We start from the raw sequence: 443 nt of genomic DNA, 5'->3' as shown, positions 1-443 counted from the left end.
AGCCGCCGCCGGTGATATGTGCCATCGCATGCAAGCTTGCGTTGCCCAAGGTTTTTTGCAGTTGTCCAATGGCTTTGACATAGATTTTTGTCGGTGCCATCAACACGTCTTTTAATGCTTTGCCGTCTAATTGTTCAGTGGCAACATCGGCACCGCTGACTTCAATGACTTTACGCACCAATGAATAACCATTTGAATGCACGCCGCTAGAGGCGATACCGATTAACACATCACTGTTGGCAACGTTTTTACCCGTGATAACTTCCGACTCTTCGACGACGCCCACACAAAAACCTGCCAAATCATAGTCGTCATCTTGATACATACCCGGCATTTCAGCCGTCTCGCCACCGATGAGCGCACAATTTGCCAATTTACAGCCGTCACCGATACCACTGATAACCGTTGCTGCGGTATCGACGTCCAGTTTTCCTGTGGCATAA

At 48.8% G+C, this 443-nt stretch carries 1 protein-coding gene; it reads right to left on the bottom strand.

The features are described 5' to 3' along the window. Window positions 1-443, bottom strand: a 443-nt coding sequence (locus J1781_RS00275) for an AIR synthase-related protein (protein ID WP_238483433.1), incomplete at both ends; no start/stop codon positions are given.

The sequence above is a fragment of the Rahnella perminowiae genome (assembly GCF_019049695.1).
Taxonomy (GTDB): Bacteria; Pseudomonadota; Gammaproteobacteria; order Enterobacterales; family Enterobacteriaceae; genus Rahnella; species Rahnella perminowiae.
This window is presented reverse-complemented; position numbering and strand designations above follow the sequence as displayed.